Origin of the sequence: Falsiphaeobacter marinintestinus, from assembly GCF_007923355.1 — a bacterium.
Classification (GTDB): Bacteria; Pseudomonadota; Alphaproteobacteria; order Rhodobacterales; family Rhodobacteraceae; genus Phaeobacter_A; species Phaeobacter_A marinintestinus.
In genome coordinates this window covers 336,286-358,910 of record NZ_VOGO01000001.1, presented here as the reverse complement: position 1 = coordinate 358,910, position 22,625 = coordinate 336,286, and the positions used below count along the sequence as shown (strand labels likewise).

General features: G+C 59.1%; 22 protein-coding genes. 18 read left to right on the top strand and 4 right to left on the bottom strand.

Going from position 1 to position 22,625, the window contains the following annotated elements; genetic code table 11:
• Positions 1-175: 175 nt before the first annotated feature.
• The 13 genes from FOY56_RS01710 (at position 176) to ribD (ending at position 13,259) form a co-directional block, all read left to right on the top strand.
• Entirely contained in the window at positions 176-1,429 is a 1,254-nt protein-coding gene (locus FOY56_RS01710; protein ID WP_146344567.1) for a sarcosine oxidase subunit beta family protein, read from the top strand.
• Between the two features lie 75 nt (positions 1,430-1,504).
• A complete protein-coding gene (locus FOY56_RS01705; RefSeq protein WP_146344059.1) occupies positions 1,505-1,762 on the top strand; it encodes a sarcosine oxidase subunit delta in 258 nt (85 codons plus the stop codon).
• Positions 1,759-4,683: a sarcosine oxidase subunit alpha family protein gene (locus FOY56_RS01700; protein ID WP_146344058.1), complete on the top strand. Its 2,925-nt coding sequence runs from the start codon at positions 1,759-1,761 to the stop codon at positions 4,681-4,683. Before FOY56_RS01705 ends, FOY56_RS01700 begins: the two co-directional genes overlap by 4 nt.
• Entirely contained in the window at positions 4,676-5,221 is a 546-nt protein-coding gene (locus tag FOY56_RS01695; RefSeq protein WP_146344057.1) for a sarcosine oxidase subunit gamma, read from the top strand. Before FOY56_RS01700 ends, FOY56_RS01695 begins: the two co-directional genes overlap by 8 nt.
• A gap of 38 nt (positions 5,222-5,259) precedes the next feature.
• The gene (locus FOY56_RS01690) at positions 5,260-5,556 is read left to right on the top strand and encodes a hypothetical protein (RefSeq protein WP_146344056.1); all 297 of its coding nucleotides are present in this window, start codon (positions 5,260-5,262) and stop codon (positions 5,554-5,556) included.
• A 50-nt stretch (positions 5,557-5,606) separates the two neighbouring features.
• Positions 5,607-7,577 carry a DNA primase gene (gene dnaG / locus FOY56_RS01685; RefSeq protein WP_146344055.1) on the top strand — a complete coding sequence of 657 codons (1,971 nt, stop codon included), beginning with the start codon at positions 5,607-5,609 and terminating at the stop codon, positions 7,575-7,577.
• A 115-nt stretch (positions 7,578-7,692) separates the two neighbouring features.
• A complete protein-coding gene (gene rpoD, locus FOY56_RS01680) occupies positions 7,693-9,678 on the top strand; it encodes an RNA polymerase sigma factor RpoD (RefSeq protein ID WP_146344054.1) in 1,986 nt (661 codons plus the stop codon).
• 139 nt (positions 9,679-9,817) lie between these two features.
• Positions 9,818-10,225, top strand: coding sequence for a hypothetical protein (locus FOY56_RS01675; RefSeq protein ID WP_146344053.1), 408 nt, complete (start codon positions 9,818-9,820; stop codon positions 10,223-10,225).
• Positions 10,226-10,248: 23 nt separating this feature from the next.
• On the top strand, positions 10,249-10,647 hold the full coding sequence (locus tag FOY56_RS01670; protein ID WP_146344052.1) for a hypothetical protein: 399 nt from the start codon (positions 10,249-10,251) through the stop codon (positions 10,645-10,647).
• 31 nt (positions 10,648-10,678) lie between these two features.
• Positions 10,679-11,113 (top strand): hypothetical protein, encoded by a 435-nt coding sequence (locus FOY56_RS01665; RefSeq protein ID WP_146344051.1) that lies wholly within the window; start codon positions 10,679-10,681, stop codon positions 11,111-11,113.
• A gap of 37 nt (positions 11,114-11,150) precedes the next feature.
• The gene (locus FOY56_RS01660) at positions 11,151-11,567 is read left to right on the top strand and encodes a secondary thiamine-phosphate synthase enzyme YjbQ (RefSeq protein WP_146344050.1); all 417 of its coding nucleotides are present in this window, start codon (positions 11,151-11,153) and stop codon (positions 11,565-11,567) included.
• A 124-nt stretch (positions 11,568-11,691) separates the two neighbouring features.
• Positions 11,692-12,159, top strand: coding sequence for a transcriptional regulator NrdR (gene nrdR, locus FOY56_RS01655; RefSeq protein ID WP_146344049.1), 468 nt, complete (start codon positions 11,692-11,694; stop codon positions 12,157-12,159).
• On the top strand, positions 12,156-13,259 hold the full coding sequence (gene ribD, locus FOY56_RS01650; protein ID WP_281288776.1) for a bifunctional diaminohydroxyphosphoribosylaminopyrimidine deaminase/5-amino-6-(5-phosphoribosylamino)uracil reductase RibD: 1,104 nt from the start codon (positions 12,156-12,158) through the stop codon (positions 13,257-13,259). Before nrdR ends, ribD begins: the two co-directional genes overlap by 4 nt.
• On the opposite strand, the gene FOY56_RS01645 is transcribed toward ribD, so the two are convergent.
• The 3 genes from FOY56_RS01645 to FOY56_RS01635 all read right to left on the bottom strand — a co-directional run bounded on the left by FOY56_RS01645 (position 13,256) and on the right by FOY56_RS01635 (position 17,781).
• Positions 13,256-15,256: a capsule polysaccharide biogenesis protein gene (locus FOY56_RS01645; RefSeq protein WP_146344048.1), complete on the bottom strand. Its 2,001-nt coding sequence runs from the start codon at positions 15,254-15,256 to the stop codon at positions 13,256-13,258. The genes ribD and FOY56_RS01645 overlap by 4 nt on opposite strands.
• A 3-nt stretch (positions 15,257-15,259) precedes the next feature.
• Complete coding sequence (locus tag FOY56_RS01640; RefSeq protein ID WP_425468353.1) at positions 15,260-16,354, bottom strand: polysaccharide biosynthesis/export family protein; 1,095 nt, start codon at positions 16,352-16,354, stop codon at positions 15,260-15,262.
• Positions 16,355-16,488: 134 nt separating this feature from the next.
• Positions 16,489-17,781 carry a capsule polysaccharide biogenesis protein gene (locus FOY56_RS01635; RefSeq protein WP_146344046.1) on the bottom strand — a complete coding sequence of 431 codons (1,293 nt, stop codon included), beginning with the start codon at positions 17,779-17,781 and terminating at the stop codon, positions 16,489-16,491.
• A 155-nt stretch (positions 17,782-17,936) separates the two neighbouring features.
• Between FOY56_RS01635 and FOY56_RS01630 the strand changes: the two genes are divergently transcribed.
• Together FOY56_RS01630 and FOY56_RS01625 are read left to right on the top strand one after the other, a co-directional pair.
• Positions 17,937-18,527: a riboflavin synthase gene (locus FOY56_RS01630; RefSeq protein WP_146344045.1), complete on the top strand. Its 591-nt coding sequence runs from the start codon at positions 17,937-17,939 to the stop codon at positions 18,525-18,527.
• Positions 18,524-19,090: a hypothetical protein gene (locus FOY56_RS01625; RefSeq protein WP_146344044.1), complete on the top strand. Its 567-nt coding sequence runs from the start codon at positions 18,524-18,526 to the stop codon at positions 19,088-19,090. The genes FOY56_RS01630 and FOY56_RS01625 overlap by 4 nt, the downstream gene beginning before the upstream one ends.
• Here the strand turns inward: FOY56_RS01625 and FOY56_RS01620 are convergent, their stop codons facing one another.
• Positions 19,091-20,146 (bottom strand): proline racemase family protein, encoded by a 1,056-nt coding sequence (locus FOY56_RS01620; RefSeq protein ID WP_146344043.1) that lies wholly within the window; start codon positions 20,144-20,146, stop codon positions 19,091-19,093.
• 330 nt (positions 20,147-20,476) lie between these two features.
• Between FOY56_RS01620 and ribB the strand changes: the two genes are divergently transcribed.
• From ribB to nusB, 3 genes are read left to right on the top strand one after another with little or no spacing between them, the layout of a single operon-like run.
• The gene (gene ribB / locus FOY56_RS01615; protein WP_146344042.1) at positions 20,477-21,598 is read left to right on the top strand and encodes a 3,4-dihydroxy-2-butanone-4-phosphate synthase; all 1,122 of its coding nucleotides are present in this window, start codon (positions 20,477-20,479) and stop codon (positions 21,596-21,598) included.
• Between the two features lie 2 nt (positions 21,599-21,600).
• A complete protein-coding gene (locus FOY56_RS01610; protein ID WP_146344041.1) occupies positions 21,601-22,146 on the top strand; it encodes a 6,7-dimethyl-8-ribityllumazine synthase in 546 nt (181 codons plus the stop codon).
• Positions 22,143-22,625: a transcription antitermination factor NusB gene (gene nusB / locus FOY56_RS01605; protein WP_146344040.1), complete on the top strand. Its 483-nt coding sequence runs from the start codon at positions 22,143-22,145 to the stop codon at positions 22,623-22,625. Before FOY56_RS01610 ends, nusB begins: the two co-directional genes overlap by 4 nt.

Below are 22,625 nucleotides of genomic sequence, written 5' to 3'. Positions count from 1 at the left end.
TGTGCTTCATGGCCGTGCGCACGCGCAGGGTCAAGTTCCCAAGTGACGCGGGGCAGGGGGCGAATTGGTCGCGCACGGACCTGCCCATGTCGAAAACCCGATTGGTTTGCGTGAGGGGCATTGCTACTTGGTGCAGGGCTTGGTTTTATCTGACCGGTTCGACAGGGAGTACGGCATGCGGTTTTCCGGGTTTCGGGTACTGAAGGAAGGGTTGACCGGCAACAAAGGCTGGACGCCCCATTGGCGTGATCCCGATCCAAAGCCGGAATATGATGTCGTGATCATCGGCGGAGGCGGGCATGGTCTGTCGACCGCCTATTACCTTGCGAAAGAGCACGGGTTGACCAACATCGCGGTGTTGGAAAAAGGCTATATCGGTGGTGGTAATGTCGGGCGGAACACCACGATTGTGCGCGCCAATTACTTCCTTGATGGCAATTCCGAATTCTACTCTCACTCCCTCAAATTGTGGGAAGGGCTGGAACAGGACCTGAATTACAATGTGATGCATTCCCAGCGCGGGCTGATCAACCTGTTCCATTCCGATGGTCAGCGCGATGCCTTTGCACGGCGCGGCAATGCCATGATCAATCAGGGTGACGACGCGGTTCTGCTGGATCGCGCTGGCGTCGAAAAGATCCTGCCCTATCTGGATTTCGACAACGGACGCTTCCCGATCTATGGCGGGCTGTACCATCCGCGCGGTGGCACCGCGCGCCATGATGCTGTGGCCTGGGGCTATGCCCGTGGGGCCGATCAGCGTGGTGTCGATCTGTTGCAGAACTGCGAAGTCACTGGGATCGACATCGAAGGCGGTGTCGTCAATGGCGTGCAGACTACGCGCGGCGCGATCCGGGCCAGGAAAGTGGCAATGGTGGTGGCTGGCCGTTCCTCTCAGGTGGCCGCGATGGCGGGAATGCGTGTGCCCGTCGAAAGCCACGTGTTGCAGGCCTTTGTGACAGAAGGGCTGAAACCGGTGATCGATCATGTGATCTCGTTCGGGATGGGGCATTTCTATATCAGCCAGTCAGACAAGGGTGGGCTGGTCTTTGGCGGCGACATCGACATGTATGCGTCTTATGCCGCGCGGGGGAACCTGCCCATCGTTGAACACGTGATGGAGGCTGGCATGACGCTGATGCCGATGATCGGCAAGGCCAAGGTGCTGCGCAGTTGGGGCGGGATTATGGATATGACACCCGATGGCTCGCCGGTGATCGACAAGACACACATCGACGGGCTGTATCTGAATTGCGGCTGGAATTACGGTGGGTTCAAGGCGGTTCCGGCCTCGGGCAATTGTTTCGCGCATCTGATCGCACAAGACCGGTATCATCCCGAGGCCACCGGCTTTCAACTGGATCGGTTCCGCACCGGATACGGTGTCATCGATGAGGAGGGCACCGGTGCACAACATAACCTTCACTAGCCGGATGTCTGCGGGGATCCGCCGCCTTAACCACGACCGCGTCGTCGACGCGTTTTTCAAAGAAAGGGTCTGGCGATGAGACTTCCCTGCCCCATCTGCGGCGAACGTGACCGGCGCGAGTTTTACTATAAGGGCGCAGCGTTGGAACGGCCTGCCCCTGACGCGGGGGAGGCCGCTTGGGACGATTATGTCTATCTGCGGGAAAACCCGGCTGGGGACACGCGCGAGCTTTGGTATCACGACGGCGGCTGTGGTGCCTGGTTGGTGGTAACGCGTAATACCCTCACCCATGCAGTCATTGGCGCGGAACTGGCATCGGAGGCCAAGGCATGAGGGTTGCTGGCAAGGGGCTTCTGAACACAGGCCGGTCTGTGCCGTTCACGTTCGATGGCGTACGTTATGACGGGATTGAAGGCGACACGCTGGCCTCGGCCTTGTTGGCGAATGACGTCAAGCTGGTCGGGCGGTCGTTCAAATACCATCGCCCGCGTGGGGTTCTGAGCGCAGGCAGCGAAGAGCCGAATGCGCTGGTCACGATCGGCTCGGGGGCGCAGAAAGACCCGAACGTGCGTGCCACGGTTCAGGAAATTCATGCGGGGCTACAGGCACACAGCCAGAACCGTTGGCCATCGCTTGCCTTCGACGCGATGGCGATCAACAACCTCGCCGCGCCGTTTCTGGGGGCCGGGTTCTACTACAAGACATTCATGTGGCCGAAGGCCTTCTGGGAAAAGCTGTACGAACCTGTGATTCGGCGGGCTGCCGGTTTGGGCGGCTTGTCCGGTGAAAACTGTGCTGACGAATATGAACGGGCCTTTGCCTTTTGCGATCTTCTGGTGATCGGGGCCGGGCCGACTGGCTTGATGGCGGCACTGATCGCGGCCCGCGCCGGGGCGGATGTGATCCTCGCGGACGAAGATTTTCGCATGGGCGGGCGGCTGCTGGCCGAGACCTATGAGATCGACGGTTTACAGGGGCATCTTTGGGCAGAGCAGGCTTTGACCGAACTGGGCGCAATGGACAATGTGCGCCTGATGACTCGGACCTCGGTTGTGGGTGTCTATGATCAGGGCACCTACGCGGCGCTGGAACGGGTCGGTCATCATAAACCACACAAGGCTGGGCCGCTGGAATGCTTCTGGCGCATCGTCGCAAAGCGCTGTGTTCTGGCGGCCGGTGCGATTGAGCGTCCGGTTGCCTTCCGCAACAACGACCGCCCGGGCATCATGACCGCAGGGGCCGTGCGCGCCTACCTCAACCGATGGGGGGTCAGCCCGGGCAAGGCCGTGACGGTGTTTGGCAACAACGACGATGCCCACCGCACTGCCCGCGATCTGCTGGATGCGGGCGTGCATGTCGCCGCGTTGATCGACAGCCGCCACGATGCGCCGAACTTCGACGGCGCTCAGCTGATGCGCGGGGGGCAAGTCTGTAACGCCTCTGGCGCCAGGGGGATCGATGCGATCACAGTACGCACGGCTAGCGGTGAAGAGCGGATTCGGACGGATTGTCTGGCCATGTCGGGAGGGTGGAATCCGACAGTACATCTGACGTGCCACATGAACGGACGCCCCGAGTGGAACCGTGAAATCGCAGCCTTTGTTCCCAAACCCGGCGCTGTGCCGGGGATGGTGACGGCAGGGGCTTGCAACGGCGCGTTCTCAACTGCGGACTGTTTGCAGCAGGGCATCGATGCCGCCAAAATCGCACTGGCCGAGTTGGGCCTGACGGCCCCTGATACAGCGCTGCCCGACGCGGATGACGCGCCGTATCGCATTGCGCCGCTCTGGGCCGTGGCCGGAAAAGGCCGCGCATGGCTTGATTTTCAAAACGACGTGACGGTGAAGGATGTCAAACAGGCAGCGACCGAAAATTTCCGCTCGGTCGAGCACATGAAACGATACACCACGCAAGGCATGGCGACCGATCAGGGCAAAAGCTCGAATGTTGGTGCTTTGGCGGTGCTGGCCGATGCCACCGGGCGCGGTATTCCGGAAACCGGGACAACCACGTTTCGCCCGCCTTATAGCCCGGTCGCCATCGCGGCGCTGGGCGCTGGCGGGCAGGGGGACGGGTTCGCGCCACAGCGCTATACAACAAGCCATAAAGCAAGTGTTGAACGTGGCGCGCCCATGGTCGAGGTCGGATTATGGTACCGCCCAAGCTTTTTCCCGAAACCGGGCGAGAAAACCTGGCGACAATCCTGTGATCGCGAGGTTGGTTTGGTGCGTGAACACGTCGGGGTCTGTGATGTTTCGACCTTGGGCAAGATCGACATTCAGGGGCCGGACGCAGCAGCGTTTTTGGATTTTGTCTATACCAACATGTTTTCGACGCTGAAGGTCGGCCGCGTTCGCTATGGTCTGATGCTGCGCGAAGACGGTTATGTGATGGATGACGGTACCACGGCGCGGTTGGGCGAAACCCATTTTGTGATGACCACTACAACGGCGGCCGCTGGCGAGGTGATGCGGCATCTGGATTTTGTACATCAAACGCTGTGTCCTGAACTGGATGTGTCGTTCATTTCGGTCACCGAACAATGGGCGCAGTTCGCAATTGCGGGACCAAAGTCGCGCGATTTGCTGAATGGTTTGCTGGAGGCACCGTTGGGTGAGGATTGGCCGTTCATGGCCTGCGGATCGGTTGATCTGATGGGCGTGCAGGGGCGCTTGTTCAGGATCTCGTTCTCAGGCGAACACGCTTACGAACTGGCGGTGCCTGCCCGATACGGCGCTGCCTTGTTCCGGGAATTGGTCGCTCGGGCCGAGGCGCTGGGCGGCGGGCCTTATGGGATGGAAGCCCTGAACGTGCTGCGGATCGAGAAGGGGCTGTTGACCCATGCAGAATTGCACGGGCGCATCACGGCCTTTGATCTGGGGCTGGGGCGGATGGTGTCGGCGAAAAAGGATTGCATTGGTCAGACGCTGTCAAACAGACCCGGGTTGAAAGATCCGGAGCGCGAGCGGCTTGTTGGACTGAAACCCGTCGGAGCGATCAAGCAATTGATGCCGGGCGCCTTTTTGTTCGACAAGGATGCAGAGCCGGTTCGGGTGAACGGACAGGGCTATCTCACCTCAGCCTGTTATTCGCCCACGGTTGGGTCCACTTTGGCGCTCGCCTTTCTCAAGAACGGTCCTGAGCGCCACGGCGAGGTGATCAAGGTGGTCGATCACTTGCGCGGTCTTGAAACGCTGTGCGAAGTGGTGGATCCGGTGTTCTTTGACCCAGCAGGAGGACGCGCCCGTGGCTGATCTGATTGCAAAATTACCGTGTGACGGGCTGTTGCCCCTGAGTATCGGAAAAGCAACCCTGGTCGAAGTTGTGCCGGTTGCGTTGACGTCAGTGTCTCCTTTGAAAGGGGCCGAAAAAGATCTGTCCAAGGCCATGACCAAGGCGCATGGCGTGGGTTTTCCCGGGCCAAACAATTCTAACGGCGATGATGCTGTGCGGGCCATCTGGTTTGGCCGCGCGCATGCTTTGCTGATTGGGCCTGCGCCGGATTCGGCGCTGGTCAAACATGCGGCTCTGACGGATCAGACTGACGCCTGGGCGGTTGTCTGTCTCGACGGCGATGCAGCCGAATCCGTCTTGGCGCGTTTGGCACCGGTCGATTTGCGCCACTCTGTCTTTGGTTTGGGGCAAACGGTGCGCAGCCAGCTTGGGCATATGACCGCCTCGATCACGCGTGTCGGCGAAAACGCGTTTCAGATCATGGTTTTTCGGTCTATGGCAAAAACTTTGGTACATGATTTGAAAACCGCCATGGTCGCCGTGGACGCACGCGGGTAGTCTGCCAACGCTTGTCACTGATTCCGGAGTTATTGCCCATGATCCGCCTTGCCCTTGCCGCCGCCATATTCGCCACACCTGTCTTTGCTGCCGAAACCAAGGAACAAAGTTGCGAATATCAGGCGCAGGTTGTTGCCGCGATTCAGCAAGCCCGGCTGGACAAGGTCAAGGAACGTAATGTGCCCGAGGCCTTGGCTGCAACCAATCCGACCTGGCCTGAAAACTACAACAACGCGATCCCGTTGATTGCGCCCTGGGTCTATGAACAGAAGATGAAAGTCATTCGCGAAGAAGACCTGTCAGCGGCCTGGACTGAACTCTGCCTGCAACAGTGATCGCGGCTTGCGCACTGGACTCGCGCCGCAACCAGACCACATAATACAGCATGTCTCTGCCCCCCGGATTTCTGGATGACCTGCGTAGCCGCTCCAGCCTGTCTCAGGTTGTGGGCCGCAAAGTCATGTGGGACACGCGAAAATCCAATCAGGCCAAGGGCGACATGTGGGCGCCGTGCCCGTTTCATCACGAAAAAACCGCCTCTTTTCATGTGGATGACCGAAAAGGGTATTATTACTGCTTTGGCTGCCACGCCAAGGGCGACGCGATTTCCTTTGTGAAAGACACGGAAAACGTCAGCTTCATGGAAGCGGTCGAGATTCTGGCGCGTGAGGCAGGGATGCCGATGCCGGCCCGCGATCCGAAAGCGCAGGAAAAGGCGGACCGCAGAACCGAACTGGCCGACGTCATGGAACAGGCGGTGCAGTTCTTCCGCCTGCAGCTTAAAACCGGGGCAGGGGGCGCGGCACGCGACTATCTGGTGCGGCGCGGTCTGGATGGCGCGGCGGTAGATCGGTGGGAGTTGGGCTTTGCCCCCGATGGCTGGCAAGGGTTGTGGGATCACCTGCGCGGCAAGGGGGTGGAGGAAGAGCTGATTCTTGCAGCCGGTCTGGGCAAACCATCGACGCGGACGGGCGGGAAACCCTATGACACATTCCGCAACCGCATCATGTTCCCGATCCGCGATCCGCGGGGGCGCTGTATCGCCTTTGGTGGGCGCGCGATGGATCCCAACGAGAACGCCAAATACCTGAACTCGCCCGAGACCGAATTGTTCGATAAAGGCCGGACTTTGTACAATCACGGTCCTGCGCGCGAGGCGGCTGGCAAGGGTCAACCTCTGATCGTGGCGGAAGGGTACATGGATGTCATCGCGCTGTCCGAAGCGGGGTTCACCGCCTCGGTGGCCGGGTTGGGTACCGCTGTTACCGAGCACCACCTGCAACTGCTGTGGCGGGTGTCGGACGAACCGATCATTGCGCTGGATGGCGATACCGCCGGATTGCGCGCGGCGATGCGGGTGGTCGATCTGGCTTTGCCGTTGCTTGAGGCCGGGAAGTCCCTGCGCTTTGCAATAATGCCCGAAGGGAAAGACCCCGACGACCTGATCCGGGCTGAAGGGCCCGAGGCTGTGCAGAGCGTGCTGGATCAGGCTCTGCCGATGGCGCGGCTGCTGTGGCAGCGCGAAACCGAAGGCAAAGTGTTCGACAGCCCCGAGCGCAAGGCCGCTCTGGACAAGGTGTTGCGGGAAAAGATCAAGCTGATCCGCGATCCGTCGATCCGGTCCCATTACGGGCAAGAGATCAAGAACCTGCGATGGGACCTGTTTCGACCGAAAAGAGCGCAACAGCCTCAAAAAGCCCGCAAACCGTTTGATAAGTCGCGACCATGGGGCGGTGGTGTCGTTATCGCGCCGTTGTCGGGGACTAAATCCTCAATGCTGGTATCGGTTGGGGATCACGTTGAAACCCACATGCGCGAGGCCGTGATCCTGTGCACGTTGATCGCCACGCCGGATGTGTTGCCCGACTTCCTGCACGAGGTCGAGGATATGAATTGCTCTGACCCGACCCATGCCATGCTGCGAGACGTTTTGATGCGGCTGGCGGATGATGCACCCGAGACACTCACTCTCAGAATTCGCGAAGAGGCGGGGGCCGAACCTCTTGAAAACCTGCATGCGCTTCGCCATGTCGCCATCAGCCCCAGCGTCCGCAACCCAGGCGATACAGACTTGGCCAGGATGACACTGACCGAAGAATTCGCGAAACTTGAAGCGCGCCGCGGGCTGAGTGAGGAAATCGAGGAAGCCGAAGAGGATCTGACGGGCATCGCCGACGAGGCGGTGACATGGCGTCTTCGTGAGGCCGCCGAAGTGCGCAATCGAGCGATGCGTAGCGGCCATGAAGACACGGCAGAATACGATGTTGGCGACAACGGAGCGCGAATCAATCGAGACGAGCGCAGCGCTTTCGACGCCCTTTTGGAGAAGATTGGATACTCCAAGCCGGGTGATTAGGGCGTTTTGGTAAAGAATGAGTATGGAAAAACGGGTAAACGGGGTGGCCGAATCATCAGATCACGCTAATGATTCGCTTGAAACGAATCGCCCATAGCCCCTGCAGGAGCACTGAATGGCCGCTAAGGACACCGAAGACCGCAAATCCGACGATCAGGATCAGGAAATCTCGCTCGATATGAGCCAGGCGAACGTCAAGAAGATGATCGCCGAGGCCCGCGAGAAGGGGTACATCACCTACGACCAGCTGAATCAGGTGCTTCCACCTGATCAGGTTTCGTCCGAACAAATCGAAGACGTGATGTCGATGCTGTCCGAAATGGGCATCAACATCATCGAAGACGAAGAGGCCGAGGAAGAAGAGAACAAGGGCTCGACCGAAGTCGCGACCACGCAGGAAGCGCGTGAAGTCACGCTGGCCAGCACCGGGACTGAGAAACTGGATCGTACAGACGATCCGGTGCGGATGTACCTGCGTGAAATGGGCAGCGTTGAACTGTTGAGCCGCGAAGGCGAAATCGCCATCGCCAAGCGGATCGAAGCTGGTCGCAACACCATGATCCTGGGGTTGTGCGAAAGCCCGCTGACGTTCCAGGCGATCACGATCTGGCACGACGAACTTCTGTCCGAAGACATTCTTTTGCGCGATGTCATCGATCTGGAAACCACATTTGGCGACCAGTTGGATGAAGAGGGTGAAGCCGACGAACCGGTTGTTACCGCCGTAGCCGCTCCGGAGAGTGCCGAGAAGACTGACGACAGCCCTGAATTGGATGCCGACGGCAACCCGATTGCCAAAGACGATGATGACGATGAAGACGAACAGGCGAACATGTCGCTTGCCGCGATGGAAGCGGCCCTGAAAGATCAGGTTCTGACCACGCTGGAGCGGATTTCGTCAGATTACGCTATGTTGTCCGAAATGCAGGACAGCCGGATTTCGGCAACTCTGAACGAAGACGGGTCATTCAGCAAAAAGGACGAAGCGACTTATCAGGCGCTGCGCTCGGAAATTGTCGAACTGGTCAATGGTCTTCACCTGCATAACAACCGGATCGAAGCCTTGATCGACCAGTTGTACGGCATCAACCGCCGGATCATGCAGATCGACAGCAACATGGTGAAGCTGGCCGACCAGGCCCGCATCAACCGTCGTGAGTTTGTCGACGCCTATCGTGGACGTGAACTGGACCCGAACTGGTTGTCTGACATGTCGGACAAGCCGGGCCGCGGCTGGCAGATGTTCATCGAACGCTCGACGTCGAAAGTGGAAGAACTGCGCGCAGAAATGGCGCAAGTCGGCCAGTACGTTGGTCTGGATATTCCGGAATTCCGCCGCATCGTGCAGCAGGTTCAGAAGGGCGAAAAAGAAGCCCGCCAGGCCAAGAAAGAGATGGTCGAGGCAAACCTGCGACTGGTGATTTCGATTGCCAAGAAATACACGAACCGTGGTTTGCAGTTCCTTGACCTCATTCAGGAAGGCAACATCGGCCTGATGAAGGCGGTCGACAAGTTCGAATACCGTCGCGGGTACAAGTTCTCGACGTATGCGACGTGGTGGATCCGTCAGGCTATCACCCGGTCCATCGCGGATCAGGCGCGCACGATCCGTATTCCGGTTCACATGATCGAGACGATCAACAAGCTGGTCCGGACCGGGCGTCAGATGTTGCACGAAATTGGTCGCGAACCGACGCCGGAAGAACTGGCTGAAAAGTTGCAGATGCCGCTCGAAAAGGTTCGCAAGGTGATGAAGATCGCCAAAGAACCGATCTCGCTTGAAACACCTATCGGCGATGAAGAAGATTCGCAGCTTGGTGACTTCATCGAGGACAAGAACGCCGTTCTGCCACTGGACAGCGCCATTCAGGAAAACCTGAAAGAAACCACGACCCGGGTTCTGGCCTCGCTCACGCCGCGTGAAGAACGCGTGCTAAGGATGCGGTTTGGTATCGGTATGAACACCGACCATACCTTGGAAGAGGTTGGTCAGCAGTTCAGCGTGACCCGCGAACGGATCCGTCAGATCGAAGCAAAAGCGTTGCGCAAGCTGAAGCACCCCAGCCGCTCGCGCAAACTGCGAAGCTTCCTGGACCAGTAAACGGTTCGACATTCGTCAGACTTTGCAGAGACCCCGCGCTTGTCGCGGGGTCTCGCACGATAAACAGAGCGTGAATTGCCCTGTCCGAGTGGGATTGAGCGGGTTACAGTTGGCTCACACCCCAACGGAAGCCTTTCCCATGACCAATCGCATTCTTGCCAGCGCCATTCTGGCCTTTGGCGTGACCCAACCGCAATTTGCCGATGCCTTGACCGTCCGAAACGGCGTGCGGGTCAATCAAGTCAACAGCGCCGTGTTCGAAGCCGTGCCTCGTAGTTCCGGAAACGGGATGATATTTTGGTGTGCAGCGTCGGAATACGCCCGACGGGCGTTGAATGCGTCATGGCAAACCGAAATTTATGTCGCTCGCGGGATGGGACCCAGCGAAACCACCAATCGACGTTCGGCTGTCCAGTTCACAATTGATCCGAACGCCGCCGGCGTTACACCCATTGATGGATCGCATAGCCTGAATTCATTCAAGGTCGGAGACCATATGTCGGTTCAACGGGCCAACGGCTTTTGCGAAGAACAACCTGTTTGGTAACGCGCTTCAACCAAAGGACTAATATGTTGCGAAAACTGTGTCTGGCGCTTGTCGTCGCGTCCCTGCCGGGATCTGTTCTTGCGTTTATTGCGCTGAATCGGATGGAGGTCGTGCCGATGCAAGGTGGGGTTTTCGAAGTGATCGGGCGGGTTGGCTCGGGGGCTGCTGATTACTGGTGCGGGGCCGGCGACTATGCGACCGTGCAACTTAGAGCCAAAGCCACTCAGCGCGTCTATATGTGGAGCGAGGTCGGACCCAGCCAGACGCGGTCGGGTAAGACAGCAATCCAGTTCTCGTTGTCGGTACCGCCGAGTGGTGCGGCAGAGTCCAGTTATTCACTTTCGATGAAGCGGATCGGCGATAATATGCGCGTGTCGCAGGCTCAGAATTATTGCAGATCACACAATCTATCTCGTTTCTGATAGGATCTGGCAAGATACGGGGAGAATGGCGATGACATCCACCATCCGCAACGTGGCACTAGCTGCCTGCGCCGCTATTGTAGCAGGTCCGGAGATGGCGCTGGCATGGCGGGCATGGAACCGGCACGAAGTGCTTCCCGTTTCCGAAGGGGTTTACGAGGTCGTCGCCGAGGTGGGATACGGCACCGGGGCGCGGGATTATTGGTGCGGGATTGGCGACTTTGCCATTCGGGTACTTGGAACATCCGCAATTCAACGCATCTATATCTGGGCGCCCGAGGGGCCAAGCGTCAACCGGCCGGGCAAGAAGGCGGTTCAGTTCGCCTTGCAACCGCCTGAGGGGGCCGACACGTCGACACAGCTTAGCCTGACCGTAAGACGCGCCGGCGATAATATGAACGCGGCGTCTGCGCAGAATTATTGCTATGACAACATCGAACGCGAGCGTTTTCGCCTGCGCCCCTAGGTCTTGCCGGAGCGTGTACATCAGTCAAAACCGAGTCATGCAAACCGAATTCTCCATCTCGACCAAGGGCCAAGGGCTGTACGACTTCACAAGGGATGTCGTGCGCTGGGTTCAGGAGTGCGCGGTTGATCAGGGGCTTTTGACACTTTTCGTACGCCACACGTCGTGTTCACTGCTGATCCAGGAAAACGCTGATCCCGAAGTGCAAACCGATCTGGCGGAGTTCTTTCATCGGCTGGTGCCGCCCAGTTCGGATCCGTCCATGTCTTATCTGCGCCATACTTATGAAGGCCCGGATGACATGCCTGCCCATATCAAGGCAGCGATGATGCCGGTCAGCCTGTCCATTCCGGTGTCAGGTGGTGCCCCGGTGCTGGGCACATGGCAAGGTATCTATTTGTTTGAGCACAGAAACGCGCCCCACCTGCGCCGCGTGGCAGCACATCTGGCCTAAGTTGACGCCGTATCTTGCGGTTAAAATTCCCCTCTACCCAAATCCTAGCGGCTGGCCTATACTTGTTGATAAGTGGGTCGCAGCACTCACAACTTGAGGCGGAAATCAACGAGGGGAACAGCTGATGCGCTGCCCGTTTTGCGGAAATATTGATACACAGGTAAAAGACTCGCGCCCAGCCGAAGACCACGTGGCCATCCGCAGGCGGCGGTTTTGTCCAGCCTGTGGTGGACGGTTCACAACTTATGAACGCGTTCAGTTGCGTGATCTGGTTGTGATAAAAACCAACGGCAAACGCGAAGACTTTGACCGCGACAAGCTGGAGCGTTCAATCCGCATTTCGATGCAGAAACGCCCGATTGATCCCGAAAGGATCGATCAGATGATCTCGGGTATTGTCCGACGGCTTGAAAGCATGGGTGAAACGGATATCCCGTCGAAAAAGATCGGCGAGATCGTGATGGAAGCATTGGCACGGATCGATACCGTGGCTTATGTTCGATTTGCGAGCGTTTACAAAAACTTCCAGGCGGCGGACGATTTCGAAGACTTTGTCCATGAGCTGCGCCCGCATACGCAGCCGGAAGAGTGAGCGACACAGATACCCGATATATGTCACTGGCGCTGTCTTTGGGGCGTCGGGGGCAGGGTAACGTCTGGCCCAACCCCGCCGTGGGATGCGTCATCGTGCGTGATGGCCGCATTGTCGGGCGGGGCTGGACGCGACCCGGGGGGCGACCCCATGCCGAGACAGAAGCGCTGGCTCAAGCCGGTGAACTGGCGGCCGGGGCGACGGCCTATGTCACGCTTGAACCCTGCGCCCATCACGGCGAAACCCCCCCCTGCGCGCAGGCCCTGATCGATGCACGCGTTGCGCGGGTGGTTGCACCGCTTCAGGACAGCGATGCACGGGTGTCTGGGCAGGGGTTTGAAATGCTGCGTCAGGCCGGGATCAGGGTCGAGACCGGGGTTTTGTCTGATCGTGCAGCCCGGGATCACGCGGGTTTCTTTCTGAAGACTGAACAAGGTCGGCCATTTGTGACGCTGAAACTGGCCAGCAGCTTTGACGGCCGGATCGCCACGGCCACCGGGCACAGTCAATGGATCACAGGCCCCGAGGCGCGGCGCATCGTGCATGCATTGCGCGCGCGCCATGATGCGGTTCTGGTCGGCGCAGGAACTGCCCGTGCGGATGATCCGTCGTTAACGGTGCGCGATATCGGCGTAACACGTCAGCCGGTTCGTGTGGTGGCGTCGCGCCATCTGGATCTCCCACTGATGAGCCAGCTTGCCCGCACGGCCAATGACGTGCCTGTGTGGCTGTGTCACGGATCCAGCGCTGACAGTGAACGCATCAGGGCTTGGGAAGGGCTTGGAGCAACGCTGATCCCATGTGCTGTGAAGGGAATCCAGATCGATGCTGCGGATATGCTGCAGCAACTGGGGCAGGCCGGATTGACCCGGGTTTTCTGCGAAGGCGGCGGAGCGCTTGCGTCAACTCTGCTGGCCGAAGATCTTGTGGATGAGCTTGTTGTTTTCACCGCTGGGCTTGCCATCGGAGCGGAAGGTCTGCCGGCCATCGGTGCATTGGGCCTGAACCGGCTGAACGAAGCGCCGCGTTTTGACCTTGTCGAAACACGCGGTGTTGGCGACGATGTGATGCATCGCTGGCGGCGCGGAACCAGCGTTTAACGCCAGAGATACGCATAGGTCGCGAACAGGCCCTGTAGCTTGGACAGGCTTCGATTGGCCAGGCCCGGGGAGGGGATCTGTCCGCTGGCCAACCGATCGACAGCAACTTCGACCGGGCAGGGGAGGCCGGTCTTGGGATCTCGGTACCGAGGATAATCGATCAGAGCGGCGTGGATCAGCCCGTGCAATGTTGGCTTGGCTGTACGCTGTTCCGGCACTGATCCCAGATCGGTGGTCATCCCCCAGCCCGCATAGAATGGTGCGCCCAGGGTGGTTACCTTCACCCCGCGCAACAACGCTTCGAAGCCCATGAGCGAGGTCATTGTCCAGAGTTCGTCAATCTGACCAAGCAAGGCGGCGGGGTCGACATGGTCCAAAACCACATCCGCAAGGTCGTGCGTGTCGACTGCTCCAGTCCGTAATCCGGCTTCGACGTCGGGGTGCGGCTTGTAAAGGATCACCGCATCAGGCTTCGCGCTGCGGACAGCTTGCAACAGGGTAAGGTTGGTGTTGATCGCACCGGCGCCTGTTCTGATCGATGCGTCATCCTCGACCTGTCCGGGGACAAGGATGCGATGGCCTTGCGGAAGCTTGGGAAGGTCTCCTGCAAGGTTGTACTTGCTCAGTTCGTCGTCAATCAGGCGCTTTTGCAGCCGCTCAGCCCGGATCTGCTGGTCGGCGCGCAAGGTCTCGCGGGTTGTGATCAGATGTTCCAACCTGCTGGGCTGCGTTGGATCGTAATAGATCCCGGTATCGTCTGTGACCAGCGACAGCGGCGGCACCAGCTGCGCTCCCAGTCCGCGCGACCTGAGAAACCCGTCTTCGACGCGAACTGCGCCGTCGTGTTCAGGTCCGGCCTTGCCAGCCCAGACCATCCAGCGGCGGTCGTCGGTTGGCGGCTCGTCAGTGAACGTCACACGTTTCTGGCGACCATAGAACTGCTGCAGGGGCTTTCGTTTCCACAGGCGCATGCCACTGGCCGCCCAGCCAAGGTGGTCTTCGCGCCAGGCCCGGGCCTGCGCTTCCAGCGTGTCGATAGCGTCTTCCAACGTGCACAATCGGTCGCGGTAGGGATCGTACCAGTGCGGGTAAAGAATCATCGCGGCGGCGAAAAGCTGCGCCCGGGTCAATTTGCGTTGACGTCTTGGGGTCGGGTCTTCGTCTTGTGTCAGGCCCCATCCACCATAGAAAGGCTGGCCAAAGACACGGGGTTTGTGCCCTGCCAGAATGGCCTCGAACCCCAGTTGCGACGATACGGTGTACACGCCCACGGCCCCTTCCAGCAGGGCCCAGGGGCTGACCGGCGTGTCCAGCAGCTCAACCCGGTGTGAGACGTCTTGGGCGCCGAAGTACCCCGGTCTGAACCCGGCGGTAGTTTCCGGATGGGTTTTGATAATGACGCGGGCGCCTGGGTGCTCTTCCTGGGCGAAGACCAGCATTTCGCGAAACCGTGCGGCGTCAGCCTTGCTGGCCGTGACCGATGCATCACCCTGCGTCTGGTCAATGACCAGTACGTATCCAGGGTCAGGAACAATAGCATTGGGATCGAACGCGTTGTATTTGCTTAAATGAAGGTCCTTCAGGCGCGCCATCGCGCCCTTGGCCCGGCTGAGCAATGCATGGTCGTCCAATGCGTGCGTGGCGAGCATCTGTTCAAGATCGGATGGGGTCTGAGCGTCAAAATGCACGCCGGATCGGTCCAGATTCAGGCCCAGCGGTGCGTCGCCCGCCCGGCCCGGGTGGACGGATCTTAGAAACGTGTCCTCGACCCGCAAAACTGACACGCCACGTCGTTCGGCGACAGACAGCCCGCGATGGGACGTTGGGCTTTGTCCCCATATGCCCACCAGATCGTCGGGGCCGGGCAAACCCAACCGCACGTCATATCCGGCAAGATCCAGAATGCGGCGCACGCGGCGTTGGGTGATGAACCCACCGTTGTATACAAAAAGCCGGGAGCGTTGGCCCCCGGCTGTGCTCTGATCCGAGCTGGACATGAGTTAGATGCCAGAGAGTGTGGCGACGTTGGCAAGTGGGGTCAGGCCGCCCGAGATCAGCGAGATCGCTTTACTCCACTGGGCATAAGGCGCTTCGGTTACATAGACCGTATCGTCATCGCGAATGACGAAGTCGCGGGCCACGAATAGACCGTTGGGTTCCGTCAGGTTCAGTACATAGACCATGCGCTGCGCCCCTTCGAGATCCGTGCGGCCCAGCACCTGACCTGCGATTTCTGCAGGTTCATTGCGGAATACAAAGACGCCGGTTGGGTCTGATGAGGTTGATATCAGGCCGCCGACCTGGGCAATGGCCTCAAGCGCCGACAGATCTTGCGATTCGAAGGGAACCCGCGATTGCGTGCTGGTTGCACCAAGCGCTGTAAAGGCGCGCCGGTCTTCTTCGACCAGAATGCGGTCTCCGCCACGCAAAGCAATATCCAGCCCAGGGTGATCAAAAAGATCCTGGAACCAGATCCGGCCTTGCTGGCTTCCGCGTATTACGGTGATCTGTGCGATATCGGGTTCGATGGTTACGCCACCGGCCTGTGCCAGCATGGCTGACAAGGTGCGGGTTGGACGTTCGATCGGGTATACACCCTGTGCCCCGATGGAGCCAACTAAGGAAACAGTCGATCCGTCCCCGGCGACACGGCGTACCTGGACCTGTGGGTCAGGGGTCTGTTCTTCGAGGCGCGAGGTGATAACTTCGCGCAACTGGTCCGGCGTATTGCCCGACGCACGGACACGTCCGGCATATGGCACAAAGATGTACCCGGCGCTGTCGACCTGAACCTCTTCCAGGATTGTCGAGTTTGCAGCCTCTCCGGCCAACAACCCGTCATCGACGTTTTCCCAGATCGTCAGGCCCAGCACGTCACCGGGCCGAATCGTGTCCGAGGTCAATGTACCGGCATTCTGAAAGTTGTCTGAAAATCCTAAGGCGGGAACCACGGCGGTCGCACGTGTGACACGGTCATTTACGGCAACAATAAAAGCATCACCTTCCCGCTGCACGGATCCGGCATAGATTTCTTTCTTGTTTGGGCCGACTTTCGGCAACGAACACGAGGCCGCCACAGCGACCAAGGCCAACATGGCAATGGGTTTCGCCCATCGAATGGTAACGGATTTCACTGCTCGGTCTCCTCGACCATTTATTGTTCGGCCTTGTCTTTTGTATCAAAGTACCGAAATACCGTATAAATATCCAGTGCCACAAGGCACGTTGTCTATGTCACAACCCGCAACTGTTGCCTCGGTGCCGCTGTGCCTGATTTCAGAGCGTCATATGGGTCTTCCGGAGACAGCATCATGTCCACGACATGCCGCATCAATTGCCTGCGGCCGCGCATGGAATAAAAACCGCCCGGAACCTGGCTGGTTTCAAGCAAATACCGGCGATAATCCTTGTAAGCCTTATTGTCGGGACGACTGGCACCAGCAAAAAACTCGCGCAAGGATTGGTTGGAAACGAATTCAGGTTTCGCATAAACGGCACGTCCGAATACCTTAAGCGGAATTCCGCGCCAAAGGACCTGCTGCCCGGCGGTCGAATTCACGGTGACGGCGGTGCGCGCATCGTTCAGCAGCCGCGCCAGCTTGCCACCGCGCACGTAATGCACCCGGTCACTGATTCCCATTTGGCGCGCCAGACGTTTGACGTCTTTGCGGACTGGTACACGCCCGTCTTCCAGGGGATGCGCCTTGACTACAAGGTGATGATGCTGCGGTGCGCCCCGGGCGAACCCTTTCATGATTCTTTCCAGAAACTCGGTCATCGTGGAAAATGGCGAATGCATCTGGAACGAACTGTCATGCTCTAGCTGAAGCAAGGCCAGATGATATGGAAAGCCGCCGTTCCGGATGCGCAAGGTGGCAAGACCGCGATCAATCGCATGGGCGGGTAGCAACAGAAGGCGCTGTAAATACAGCTGAAATTCTTTCGCGACTGTCAGGCTGCGGTGCGGTTTGAAATTGCGATACTGCCCGTTCCGGAACATTACAAACCAATGATAGAGCGCGCCATAAAACATGTGCTGGCGCATGTCGCCCCAATGCGCCGGGGGGAGTGGGGCCTCCATATCCGACAGCGCCAATGCGGACTGCATGTCCTCAATCGACATGTCCATCAGCCGGGAATTGCCGTTGGTTCCACCGCGTTCATAGGTGATCCAGTAAGGCCGCATATAGCCTTCTTCGAACACATGAACGGTAATCCCACGTGCCTTCGCGGCCGCGACTGCGTCGGCGTGAATCGGGCGGGTATCTCCATACAGGACGATGTCAGTCACCCCACGGTCGTCCAGCATCTGTGCGATGGCTTCCGGCCATTCAGCATGGGTGCCGCGATAAGGCAGATAGGTGTCAGGATGAAACCAGAAGGCCCGATCCCCCGCATTGAACCCGACTCGCCAGACCTGCGCCCCGGCTTTCCGCAGCATCGCACCCAGCGAGCTGAAGAACGGGCCGTGGGGACCTTGCAGAAACAAGAAAACCCGCGCAGTTTTAAGTGGTTGAGCCATGATGCTCCCATGGAGGCCGGAATACGTCTGTCCTGTTCATATCAGAGCAAACTGGCGAAACTATGTCTCTGGCGGGGCCCGGACGCAAGGCAAGGCTTGCTGTGACGGATCTGCGAAGCTAGGTCATTTGCTGAAAAGGATCGAAAGGCGGCCCCATGTTTACTGGCATCATCACCGATATCGGCACCGTGACCGAACTGGAGAAAACCGGCGACCTTCGGGCGCGAATCCAAACTGGGTACGATACTTCATCGATTGATATCGGTGCATCGATCGCAAGTGACGGCGTATGTCTGACAGTGGTTGCCTTGGGCGAGGATTGGTACGACGTCGATATCAGCGCTGAAACAGTGTCCAAAACCAATGTAAGCGGCTGGGAGGTCGGTAAGCGCGTCAACCTTGAACGAGCGCTGCGCGTGGGCGACGAATTGGGCGGACATATTGTGTCCGGTCACGTCGATGGCGTGGCCGAGGTCATCGACATGACCGATGACGGTGACAGTACACGGATCACATTTCGCGCCCCCGATGCACTGGCCAGGTTCATAGCGCCCAAAGGGTCGGTTGCGTTGAATGGTACGTCACTGACCGTAAATGATGTGCAAGGCGCGATCTTTGGTATCAATGTCATTCCGCACACAAAGGAAGTCACGACCTGGGGCGACTTGACTGTCGGAGACGGTGTGAACCTTGAGATCGACACGCTGGCCCGCTACGTCGCCCGGCTGAACGAGGTCTCAGGATGAGCGGCATCGGTCACAACAATGGGCCCAGCATGGAACCGGGGCAGCGTTTGCGGGCGTATCAATGGCGCCAGGCGCAAAAGGCGCTGATGCCCAATACCATCCCCTTGATGATCGTTCGGATGCGTATGAAACGCGCAACTGAACTGGGCATGGACTATAAAACCTATGCCAAAGTCCGTCAGGCCAGTGGGCAGGACATATTGGGGCTTTTGTTCAGTTCGAACGCGCTTGAGATCATCGGCAACGGCGCAAAGATGCCCGACGCCCGCGATCTGGCGCTGAAGGCGGTGAAGCGTGCGCGCAAGTTGACGCTGGTGCATCGCCCCAACACGCCCGGGGCGGTTCTGCGGGAAAACGAAGTTCTGGATGCAGCCGAGGCCGCGCCGCGTTTCACCGACAGCTGGAGCCAGATGCGAGACCGCGTCTCTGGGTTCATCCGCTCGCAAAGCCTGACCGGCAATCAGATCCTGGTGATCGGCGATGCACCGCTTGAATCGGACTGGATGGTCGCGGGGCGCGCTGGCGGATACCTGTCGGCACAGGATTATTTTGGCGCGCGTTGATCAGGCCCAGATGTCACCAATCGTGTAGCCGTCGCTGAACGGATCTGTCGGATCCAGCGTCCAGTTGCTGGTGCCGTAAACCCATCCCTGACCCGACAGGGTCGGCACGATGGCAGCGTATGACCCTACTGTGGTTTCCTCGACAATGCGCCCGGTAAAGGTTGTGCCCATTGGTCCGGCGTTGACGTAGTCCTGCCCGACCGGCAGCTGCCCCTTTGCATGCAACACCGCCATCTTGGCGCAGGTACCTGTGCCACAAGGGGAACGGTCGAGAATTCCCTTGGCGTGTTGCGGACGGCCCGGATCGAACGGGCCTGTAGACAGGGTGATCGCGCCGCGCCCATCGGTTTCTTCAGTGATGGCCGGTCCCCACAAATTGGTGATGGTTGGGCCGGTGATGTGCGGGTTCAGAGGATGCGCCACCGGCAGTTGGGTCGCTGCTGCGTGTCGAATAGCCTCGGATACCCGCACAATTTCGGCCCCGTTGCTGCCATCAAGAGAGACGCCCAACTGGTCTGCGCGGGCCAGAACAAAAAACATCCCACCCCAAGCCACATCTACGGTCACAGCGCCCAGACCGGGGACGGTGATGATCTTGTCCAGATGCATCGCAAAAGCGGGGACGTTTCGGAACGTGACGCGGGTGACCTTGCCATCCCTGCAATCGGCGCGCACCTTGATCAGCCCGGCGGGCGCTTCCAGCGTCAGGGTGGTGACCGGTTCGGCCATCGGCAGGATGCCGGTTTCCAGCAATACCGTTACAACGCAGATCGTGTTGCTGCCTGACATGGGCGGGTATTCGGTTTGCTCCATGATAATGAACCCGGCATCCGCGCGCGGGTCGCAGGGCGGGACGAGGATATTGCAGCACAGCGCGGGATAGCCACGTGGTTCGCGCAGCATCAGCTTGCGGATGTCGTCTGCGTTCTGCTGCATCCACTGCATCTTTTCAAACACCGACTGCCCCGGCATATGTCCAACCCCGCCGGAGATGACCCGACCCGGTTCGCCTTCGGCGTGAGCCTCGACCGCCGTGATGGTTTTTGCAGTGCGCATGGCTCGCATATTCTCCTGGCAGGTGATGAAGACAGGCTAGGCATGGGAGCGGCGGTTTTGGCAAGTCCTTGTGAGTTGGATGAGTCTGATTGCGAACGGGTAGGGGGCCAGCCCCCTCTTGCTCCTGCGGAGCAATTCACCCCCGGGATATTTGTGGCAAGAGGATGAGGGCAGAAGGTGGTCACCGGATGGGTTGTGGGCTGAGGTCGGGGATCATTTCGGGTGGGCGTGGAGCTTGTTTCGAACGTCACGTTCAGGCTGCCGGGTCTGGTATTCGCACGATCCCTAGTCTATCTGCGCAACAACCATGCTCTCAGGAAAGGCGACCTAATGAGCTTTGAAACCCCGGGTCCGGTCGAGACCGACTTGCGCGATGCGATCAGCCCGATCAACGAGATCATAGAAGACGCGCGTCAGGGGCGGATGTACATTCTTGTCGATCATGAGGATCGCGAGAACGAAGGTGATCTGATCATTCCGGCTGAATTTGCCGATGCTGCCGCGATCAACTTCATGGCGACCCACGGTCGGGGTCTGATCTGCCTGCCGATGACCGCTGATCGGGTGGACCGTCTTGGGTTGCCGATGATGGCGATGAACAATTCGTCGCGCCATGAAACGCCCTTCACCGTTTCGATCGAAGCGCGGGAAGGCGTGAGCACCGGGATTTCGGTCTCTGATCGGGCGCTGACCGTCAAGACCGCAATCAACGAACAGAATACCATGGCTCAGCTGGCCACGCCGGGTCACATTTTCCCGCTGCGCGCGAAACGGGGTGGGGTTCTGGTCCGCGCCGGGCATACCGAAGCGTCGGTTGATATCTCGCGGTTGGCCGGGCTGAACCCGTCGGCTGTGATCTGCGAGATCATGAGCGAAGATGGCACCATGGCGCGCCTGCCCGAATTGATCGACTTTGCACGCACGCACGACATGAAGATCGGGACAATTTCCGATCTGATTGCCTATCGGTCGCGCAACGACAATCTGGTTGTCGAAACCTCACGCCGGACCGTGCATTCTGAATTCGGAGGCGAGTGGGAGCTGCGGCTGTTCACCGATCAGATCCACGGCATTGAACATGTGGCTATGATCAAGGGCGACATTTCGGGATCCGCGCCGGTTTTGTGCCGCACGCATGCCTTGCATGAAGCGTCTGACGTTTTGGGGCTTGGCCCGAAATCTGCGCGCGAACTGCCCCGCGCGATGGAACTGATTGCCAGCGAGGGGCGCGGCGTCGTGTGTCTGTTCCGTGAGCCGCACAATGCGCTCTATGCTTCGGACGACGAAGGTGTGCGGACGATCAAGCAGACCGGGCTGGGCGCGCAGATCCTGTCCAAGCTGGGCCTGCGTGAACTGGTTCTGCTGACGGATAATCCGCAGACACGCTATGTCGGGCTGGATGCGTTTGACTTGTCGATCACCGGCACCAAGCCAATTCTTTCGGAGACCTGAGTATGGCCAGCACCGAATACACTCTGCCGCGCGCTGTCTTTTCGCAGCCTGTGAAGCTGCTGATCGTTGTGGCGCCGTTTTACCGCGACATAGCAGACATGATGATCGCCGGTGCCCAGGCCGAGATCGAGGCCACCGGTGGCACGTTCGATCTGATCGAAGTGCCCGGGGCGCTGGAGGTTCCTACTGCCATCGGGATCGCCGAACGGTTGTCTAATTTCGACGGGTATGTTGCGCTGGGGTGTGTCATCCGGGGCGAGACCACGCATTATGAAACCGTATGCAATGACTCTAGCCGGGCGATCCAGATGCTGGGCCTGCAAGGGCTGTGCATCGGCAATGGTATTCTGACGGTAGAAAACCGTGATCAGGCGCTGGCACGGGCAAACCCGGATGAGATGAACAAAGGCGCTGGTGCTGCGGCTGCGGCCTTGCATCTGATCGCGCTCAGCCGTAAGTGGGGCCGCCAGACCAAAGGGGTGGGCTTTAAACCCCTTTCAGAAACCATCCAGCTGGCTGGCGACAACGACGGATCCACCATCGCATGACATCTTCGGACGCGCCCGTTTCGGGCAACCAGAAACGCAAAATGAAATCTGCCGCCCGGCTTTACGCTGTGCAGGCCTTGTATCAGATGGAGCAGTCGGACCAGACCAGCAAGGCTGTCGTGGCCGAGTTTCTGGAGCACCGTTTTGGCGCGACCTATGAGGGTGACGAAATGATCGACGGCGACGTCGGGCTGTTTCGCAAGCTGGTTGATGCGGCGGTGAATTTTCAGGCTCCGATTGACCAGATGACCGACCGGGCGCTGGTGGCCAAATGGCCAATTGCGCGTATCGACCCGACATTGCGCGGCCTGTTCCGCGCGGCGGGGGCTGAACTGACGCAATCCGACACACCGCCCAAAGTGGTGATTTCAGAATTCGTCGACATTGCCCGTGCGTTCTTTCCTGACGGGCGCGAGCCGAAGTTTGTCAATGCAGTGCTTGATCACATGGCCCACGAGGCAAAACCAGAGGCGTTCTGA

Coding starts and splice junctions, on each gene's coding strand:
- nusB (WP_146344040.1), top strand. CDS start 22,143: ATGACATCTTCGGACGCGCCCGTTTCGGGCAACCAGAAACGCAAAATG.
- nrdR (WP_146344049.1), top strand. CDS start 11,692: ATGCGCTGCCCGTTTTGCGGAAATATTGATACACAGGTAAAAGACTCG.
- FOY56_RS01665 (WP_146344051.1), top strand. CDS start 10,679: ATGACATCCACCATCCGCAACGTGGCACTAGCTGCCTGCGCCGCTATT.
- FOY56_RS01710 (WP_146344567.1), top strand. CDS start 176: ATGCGGTTTTCCGGGTTTCGGGTACTGAAGGAAGGGTTGACCGGCAAC.
- FOY56_RS01625 (WP_146344044.1), top strand. CDS start 18,524: ATGAGCGGCATCGGTCACAACAATGGGCCCAGCATGGAACCGGGGCAG.
- FOY56_RS01700 (WP_146344058.1), top strand. CDS start 1,759: ATGAGGGTTGCTGGCAAGGGGCTTCTGAACACAGGCCGGTCTGTGCCG.
- ribB (WP_146344042.1), top strand. CDS start 20,477: ATGAGCTTTGAAACCCCGGGTCCGGTCGAGACCGACTTGCGCGATGCG.
- dnaG (WP_146344055.1), top strand. CDS start 5,607: ATGTCTCTGCCCCCCGGATTTCTGGATGACCTGCGTAGCCGCTCCAGC.
- FOY56_RS01690 (WP_146344056.1), top strand. CDS start 5,260: ATGATCCGCCTTGCCCTTGCCGCCGCCATATTCGCCACACCTGTCTTT.
- FOY56_RS01670 (WP_146344052.1), top strand. CDS start 10,249: ATGTTGCGAAAACTGTGTCTGGCGCTTGTCGTCGCGTCCCTGCCGGGA.
- FOY56_RS01660 (WP_146344050.1), top strand. CDS start 11,151: ATGCAAACCGAATTCTCCATCTCGACCAAGGGCCAAGGGCTGTACGAC.
- FOY56_RS01640 (WP_425468353.1), bottom strand. CDS start 16,354: ATGTTGGCCTTGGTCGCTGTGGCGGCCTCGTGTTCGTTGCCGAAAGTC.
- FOY56_RS01635 (WP_146344046.1), bottom strand. CDS start 17,781: ATGGCTCAACCACTTAAAACTGCGCGGGTTTTCTTGTTTCTGCAAGGT.
- FOY56_RS01675 (WP_146344053.1), top strand. CDS start 9,818: ATGACCAATCGCATTCTTGCCAGCGCCATTCTGGCCTTTGGCGTGACC.
- FOY56_RS01705 (WP_146344059.1), top strand. CDS start 1,505: ATGAGACTTCCCTGCCCCATCTGCGGCGAACGTGACCGGCGCGAGTTT.
- rpoD (WP_146344054.1), top strand. CDS start 7,693: ATGGCCGCTAAGGACACCGAAGACCGCAAATCCGACGATCAGGATCAG.
- FOY56_RS01610 (WP_146344041.1), top strand. CDS start 21,601: ATGGCCAGCACCGAATACACTCTGCCGCGCGCTGTCTTTTCGCAGCCT.
- FOY56_RS01620 (WP_146344043.1), bottom strand. CDS start 20,146: ATGCGCACTGCAAAAACCATCACGGCGGTCGAGGCTCACGCCGAAGGC.
- FOY56_RS01630 (WP_146344045.1), top strand. CDS start 17,937: ATGTTTACTGGCATCATCACCGATATCGGCACCGTGACCGAACTGGAG.
- FOY56_RS01645 (WP_146344048.1), bottom strand. CDS start 15,256: ATGTCCAGCTCGGATCAGAGCACAGCCGGGGGCCAACGCTCCCGGCTT.